General features: G+C 36.9%; 8 protein-coding genes and 2 pseudogenes. 8 read left to right on the forward strand and 2 right to left on the reverse strand.

Annotated features, from left to right (window positions below; all coding sequences use genetic code 11):
* Window positions 1–140 (forward strand): annotated as a pseudogene (locus AC6F75_RS10550) (amidohydrolase family protein); the annotation flags it as partial.
* A 170-nt stretch (window positions 141–310) separates the two neighbouring features.
* On the opposite strand, the gene AC6F75_RS10555 reads toward AC6F75_RS10550, so the two are convergent.
* Window positions 311–1093, reverse strand: coding sequence for a hypothetical protein (locus AC6F75_RS10555; protein ID WP_500714985.1), 783 nt, complete (start codon window positions 1091–1093; stop codon window positions 311–313).
* A gap of 97 nt (window positions 1094–1190) precedes the next feature.
* On the opposite strand from AC6F75_RS10555, the gene AC6F75_RS10560 reads away from it, so the two are divergent.
* The 5 genes from AC6F75_RS10560 to AC6F75_RS10580 all read left to right on the forward strand — a co-directional run bounded on the left by AC6F75_RS10560 (window position 1191) and on the right by AC6F75_RS10580 (window position 4350).
* Window positions 1191–1988 carry a TrmH family RNA methyltransferase gene (locus AC6F75_RS10560; RefSeq protein WP_500714986.1) on the forward strand — a complete coding sequence of 266 codons (798 nt, stop codon included), beginning with the start codon at window positions 1191–1193 and terminating at the stop codon, window positions 1986–1988.
* A gap of 182 nt (window positions 1989–2170) precedes the next feature.
* Complete coding sequence (locus AC6F75_RS10565) at window positions 2171–2674, forward strand: DinB family protein (RefSeq protein ID WP_500714987.1); 504 nt, start codon at window positions 2171–2173, stop codon at window positions 2672–2674.
* Entirely contained in the window at window positions 2662–3396 is a 735-nt protein-coding gene (locus tag AC6F75_RS10570; RefSeq protein WP_500714988.1) for an NRDE family protein, read from the forward strand. The genes AC6F75_RS10565 and AC6F75_RS10570 overlap by 13 nt, the downstream gene beginning before the upstream one ends.
* Window positions 3389–4054 (forward strand): hypothetical protein, encoded by a 666-nt coding sequence (locus tag AC6F75_RS10575; RefSeq protein WP_500714989.1) that lies wholly within the window; start codon window positions 3389–3391, stop codon window positions 4052–4054. Before AC6F75_RS10570 ends, AC6F75_RS10575 begins: the two co-directional genes overlap by 8 nt.
* The gene (locus AC6F75_RS10580; RefSeq protein WP_500714990.1) at window positions 4051–4350 is read left to right on the forward strand and encodes a DUF6695 family protein; all 300 of its coding nucleotides are present in this window, start codon (window positions 4051–4053) and stop codon (window positions 4348–4350) included. Before AC6F75_RS10575 ends, AC6F75_RS10580 begins: the two co-directional genes overlap by 4 nt.
* A 26-nt stretch (window positions 4351–4376) precedes the next feature.
* Here AC6F75_RS10580 and AC6F75_RS10585 read toward each other — a convergent pair.
* A pseudogene (locus AC6F75_RS10585) lies at window positions 4377–4769 on the reverse strand (transposase); the annotation flags it as partial.
* A 384-nt stretch (window positions 4770–5153) separates the two neighbouring features.
* Between AC6F75_RS10585 and AC6F75_RS10590 the strand changes: the two are divergent.
* Both AC6F75_RS10590 and AC6F75_RS10595 read left to right on the forward strand, forming a co-directional pair.
* Complete coding sequence (locus tag AC6F75_RS10590; protein ID WP_500714991.1) at window positions 5154–5789, forward strand: DUF6266 family protein; 636 nt, start codon at window positions 5154–5156, stop codon at window positions 5787–5789.
* A 216-nt stretch (window positions 5790–6005) separates the two neighbouring features.
* A complete protein-coding gene (locus AC6F75_RS10595; protein WP_500714992.1) occupies window positions 6006–6440 on the forward strand; it encodes a hypothetical protein in 435 nt (144 codons plus the stop codon).
* The last annotated feature ends 20 nt before the right edge of the window (window positions 6441–6460 follow it).

Here is a 6460-nt window from a genome sequence, read left to right on the forward strand (position 1 = left end):
TTATTTCAGAAGGCGATGCATTGGACATGAGAACAAACAACCTAACCCACGCCTTTATCGATGGCAGGGAAATTTCTTTGGAATCTCACCATACCAAATTATACCAGAGGTATTCAGAAAAGTATGAGTCTGAAAAATAAAGTTTTATAAATTACTTTTCAAGGCAGTCTAAAAAATCCTAAAAGTAAAAATGCCACTAAGGTGCTAAGACACTAAGAAGCACAAAGCGTTGTTAATTAAAAAATAATTCTTCGTGAAACTTTGAGCCTTGGTGCCTTAGTGGCTAATCATCATTTTTAACCCAACTCTTTTATTTAAAAACACTCCCCTCACGAGCATCAAAAACCGAATCTGAAAAAGGTTCTTCATATAAATGAAGCCCGGTTATTTCAATGGAATACAGTTTATTGGCGGGTCGGTTTCCTATAGCATCATAGAGGGTCCATTTTTTTGGTAATAAAAGTCCGTTCATGTCTTGAAAAGCATTATAATTCACAAACTGCCAATACTTTCTTTTATACCTGCCCATTTCAACCACCCGATAGGCCAGCCAGGCAATCTGATGTGTTTCTTTGTCATAGTAAATCACATATTCATCATCAGGAGATTTCCCTGACCTTCTACCGAAACCAATATGTATCACCCCATAGTTCACCCTAAAAATTTCTTCATCCAGTCGCACTGTGAAAAAATCACCATCCTCCACAACTAAAAAAGGCATGGTTGCACTGTAAAGCTCTTTAAAGCATTCTAGGTAAAGTGATTCATTGAAGGTATTTGTTTTATCGTTTGTCCATTTTCCTTTTCCATCAAACCCTAAAGAAAAATTGGGGCCTTCCATCAAGGCTTTTTCGGTTTTCAGATTGGTTTTAAAGAACTTGCTTTGACCATCTTTCTCAAGGGTAAAACCCAATGAACCAAAGGTTTGAAATATATTTAACCCACCGTGAGCTTCAAATACTTTTTGCAATTTCACAGGAAAAGGGGAAACCTCAACTACTTCTTTAGTAGTTTTTGGAGTCTCATCCGTTTTTTTCTCTGCACAAGAAAAACAACAGAAAATAAGGAAAAATAATACGTGCTTAAATTTCATAAATAGATCTCTATAACAATCTTCAAAGTTATTTATAAATGCATTCATAAACTAAAACTTGGGGGTTAACTTGACAAAAAATAAATACCTTTGTTACATGCAAAAACTCATCACCAGCTTACAAAACCCGTTTATCAAGCAATTGCTTTTGCTTCAGGAGAAGTCGCGCGAGCGTAAAAAAACGGGCATGTTTGTGGTGGAAGGCGAACGCGAAATCACTCTGGCTTTTAAAGGCGGCTATGAAATTGTTTCCCTGGTTTACTGCAATAAAATCTACAACGAAACCGTGCTGATGCACCTCATCAATCAGCCCATAGAGCGCATTGAAGTACCCATTGAAGTGTATCAAAAAATCGCTTACCGCGAAAGCACTGAAGGCATTATGGCTATAGTAAAGGAAAAGAATCACGGGTTAAATTTGCTGAAGCTTGAAAATAAAAACCCATTAATACTCGTTGCCGAAACTCCCGAAAAACCGGGCAATATCGGTGCCTTATTGCGCACGGCAGACGCTGCAAAACTCGATGCTGTAATCATTGCCAATCCCAAAACAGACCTGTACAATCCCAATGTCATCAGGAGCAGTGTGGGCTGTTTGTTCACCAATCAGGTGGCAACGGGCAGCACAGAAGAAATCATCTCCTTTTTAAACGAAAAAAACATCCACATTTACTGTGCAGCATTACAGAGCAGTAAAAACTACACCGAAGTGGATTTCACCACCGGCAGTGCCATAGTAGTGGGCACCGAATCCACCGGATTGAGTGATGAATGGCTTTCAAAATCCGCTCAAAACATCATTATTCCCATGGAAGGCGAAATTGACTCGATGAACGTATCAGTTGCCGCCGCAATTCTTATTTTTGAAGCTAAAAGGCAACGTAAAAATAATTAAATCTTAAATTATAATCACTATATTTATAGCTATTTACAGCTAAAATTACTAATCTAGTTCATTTAAAAAATACATTTTTAAATTCTTTATTATAAACAAATGTTAGGTTAATTAAATTGCAACGACTAATTTTAACAAAATGGTGAATTGGTCTCCCAAAAAAAATAATTTAAAATCAATATATGACGCTTGTTGATAATTCCTTAGTAAAACTGGAGGAAATAAGAAGTTTATTAATACAAATTCCATTCGATGTATTTATTCAACCTAAAAAAATTCTAAGCAATTCAACTATTGGTCAACACTTTAGACATATTATAGAATTTTACATCTGTTTTGCCAATGGACTTGAAAGTGGTTTGATTTGTTATGATGAACGCAAAAGAGACAAGCGCCTTGAAACTGAAATCAATTATGTACTCAGTGAAATTGATAAAATCCAAATGGTTATTAAAAAGATTCACCAAGATGGTGAATTGAAAATAAAAGCCAACTACTCAAGTAGTTTAGATGAAACTATTTTAATAAAATCCTCAATATGTAGAGAATTAGCTTATGTTTTGGACCACACAACACACCATATTGCCATTATCAAAATTGGTTTGACTGAAGATAAGTTAGAAATTGACAGCAGCTTAGGAGTTGCACCCTCTACCCTATTTTATCAAAAAACATGTGCACAGTAAGTTATATACCGCTTTCATTTGGAAAATTTATACTCACCTCCAATAGAGATGAAAAAATAGCACGCCCAACTGATTTGCCTAGAGCAGAAAAAATTGGCAATCAGGAGATTTTCTTTCCAAAAGATAATAAAGCCGGTGGCACTTGGATAGCCACATCAGATAGTGGACGCGTTTGTTGTTTGCTAAATGGAGCATTTAAAAATCACACAAGAAAAACAAGCTATAAAAAAAGTAGAGGACAAGTGTTATTGGAAGCATTTCAATACAACAACATCAATGATTTTTTTGAGATGGTTTCTTTAGAAGAAGTAGAGCCTTTTACCCTAATCATTTCAGACTTTAGGGAAAAACATAACTTATTTGAATTTCGTTGGGACGAAAAAGAAAAGCACTTAATAGACCTGGAAACACACCAACCTCAAATATGGTCATCAGTAACACTTTATGATGAAGCAATACAGAGCAGAAGAGCACATTCATTTAAGGATTTGATAGAAAAACAAAACCAACCTGATCGTGAAAGTGTCCTCAACTTTCATTCATTTACAGACCATAATAATCCTGATAATAATATTGTTATTCATAGAGAAAACGGCTTGCAAACCCTAAGCATCACCCAAGTGGCGTTTAATTTTGATCATTTTACAATGCACTATTATGATTTGCTAAACAATCAAAAAAACAACCTAACAAATAAAATTAAACGAATAACCTATGCATAACGGATTTGCAATTGCTTTAGCCTGGCCACAGACGCAATGTAAACGAGCCGGTGCCTGGTATGATATCCCGCTTCACTATTTAAAAATAAGTAAAAACGGCTATTATAAAGTGGGACATGCAGCATTAATCCTTGTAAGTAATGTGACACAAGAGTGTCATTATTTTGATTTTGGTCGTTATCATGCGCCACATGGACACGGTCGAGTGCGCAACTCAGAAACAGACCACGATTTGACAATCAAAACCAAAGCTGTTCTGTCAAACGACAGTCAAACGATTTTAAATATTGATGAAATTCTTCAGGAACTTTACAATAACCCATCAACTCACGGAACAGGCATAATAAAGGGAGCTTCTGTTAAAATCAATTTTAATTCAGCAATTAATTTTGCCAAAAGTTTACAAGAAAAAGAATTTATACCCTATGGTCCTTTTGTTGTAAAAGGAACCAACTGCTCGCGTTTTGTGAGTAGTGTAATTCAAGCAGGTTTACTTTCGGCTTCTGAAAAACTAAAATTAAAATTTCCATTAACTGTCAGCCCAACACCTATGTGGAATTTAATGGCTTTTGGTGGAGCTATTTCAGCTTATAGTGGTGCAGAAAAAAAGCTTGAAAATCAATTAGATTGTGGCGAAATGGAAATAATAAAATTATGATTCAGTTACCCAAAATACTTCCCGTTCCTGAAAAACCACCTCCTGGTTTACCTAAAACTATCAAATGGTTATCTGGAGAAGGCGCCGGCTCTTGGTTTTTAATTGAAAAAACAACTGCAGAAAATCATTATCATGTTTCAAGATTTTCTCCCGAAGGAACTATGGAATGTAAAGGCCTGTTTATGACAGATGAAGTTATTGATTTGAATGAGATGTATTCTTTAGATTATCCCTCCCATTGCAAACAGGTAACCATCACCCAATTTGGAAAAAGAATTAACCTTAAAAGGCAATAATAATTTATGAAACCCGTGGTGCATTATTAAACGAAATTAATTTTTAGGTTGTTAATATTTCTGTTGAACACAAATTTGTTTAGGTATTGAATTGTTGTAAGGGTTGTGATTTTGGTTAAAATACGAGTTTTAAAACCTTCAAAAGTTTTGGCGTAATTCCTTCTGATCATAAACTGGTCACATAATTGTAAAAACAAGGTTTCAATACGTTTCCTGTACTTTTTGAACTGATAGAATTGTGGTTTGTAATCTTTCTGGTTTACCCTTTTTGGTGTTTTCAATTGGATATTTACCTCATTGAACAAATCAAGCTGAACGGATTGAGATAAATATACTTTGTCCCCAAGGAGCACACAATCTGAAAGTTGCGTTTTTATATCCTGTAAATAATGGATGTCATGAACCGAAGCCGGTGAAATGCGCCCTGTTTTTCACGCAAAGCCGCAAAGAAACGGGAAAGCCTTGTGTCAATTTCACCCACTCTTTCTCCGTAGTTTCTCCGTATTTTCTCCGTACTTTCTCCGTATAAAGTTCCTATTTACGGGGAAAAACTGTCAAAAATACGGAGAAATCACCTATTTAGCCACTGTTTAGTTCCATTGAAACCCATCAAAAAACCACTGAAACGTTTGGAGATTAGCGATTTATGATTTAGCTTTGGTTAGCCGTTTGGCATTGGTCACCGGTAGATTTTAGTTACCATCCCCATTTTCAGTGTTGTGTGTCCATTGATTTTTGGAAAGCAGAACAGTGACCCTATCCCCAAAAAGCAACAGTATGAACAACCTTCAAACCAATTTACTATGGGAAGAATCTATGGCGGGCCCACCGGCGAAGTCTCCGGGAAGGTAGGCCCTGTCGTGTTTGTAAAAGGCACACACGGCAACTTTGTGCGCAGCGGTTATACTTATAACGGCAAACAATCTGAGGCGCAACGCTACCAGCGAACAAAAATGAAAGCAACAATGGCGTTTCTAACGCCGATTAAACCCGTGCTACGTGCAGCCTTTATCCCCGACAATCCCAAGAGGGCGGCTTTTCATGCTGCAAACTCTTATCATCTTAAAGAAGCCGTGCGCTTTACCGGGCAAGGCTATGTGGTGGACTACCCCATTGCCTTAATTAGCCGTGGCATACTGCCCGTACCGGAAAATGCCATCCAAACCCTTCAACCGGCCAACGAGTTGCTCCTGCAATGGGCAGACAACAGCAACCGCCCCCTCGCAAAGCCTACTGACCGCTTGATGGTGGTGGCCTTTGCAGAACAAAGCAACAACTTTATCTATCACCTCCACCTGGCCGACCGCCAAGACACCACCGCCCTACTCCCGCTACCGGAAGACTGGACTGGACAAACCGTGCATATCTGGGTGGGGTTTACTCAAGAAGCACCCAAACAGGCGTCTTCTACGGTTTATTTGGGGGTTGTGGGGTGGTGATGACAAAAAGATGCGGTTTAGAAGCTCAAATTAGTTTTGATTATTTGTAAAAATGGTTTAAGTTTGAAAACCCCCTTTTCATATAAGCATATATTTTTTTAAAAGCTTAATAAAAATACCTGAAACACATGTGTTATAACTTGGTATAGCTTGCCGAATAAGTAGGCTACCCAAATAAAAGTTCCGCATATAATCAAATTAGCCGCCATTTGAAAAATGAGCATACCAAGAAATCTTTATCACTATACAGAAATCAATTCACTAGCTTTAATTTTAGCCAATAAGACGATTAGATTTTCGGCATTAAATACTGTAAACGATACTAGAGAAGGTGTTTCAATCGACTCTGGTGATTTAGGAATGTATGTGTTTGTTAGTTGTTGGGCAATAACAAAAAAGGAATACTTGCCATTATGGAATATGTATACGCCTAGAATGCGAGGAGTTAGAATAGAATTGCCATTTCCCGTTTTCAATATTTACAAAATTGGCGAAAATGAATCTCTTTTTAAAGAGGAGGAATTAATTACCGAAAGTCATATCAAACTATCTAAAGGGAAACCTTATCGCCATATTATTTATACAAATGACGAGAAAAAATTAAAACCAAATCTATTAAGATTTAGATCCATCATAACTGACATTAAATAATTATCATCCGAAAAAGCCAT

This window comes from Planktosalinus sp. (assembly GCF_059864935.1).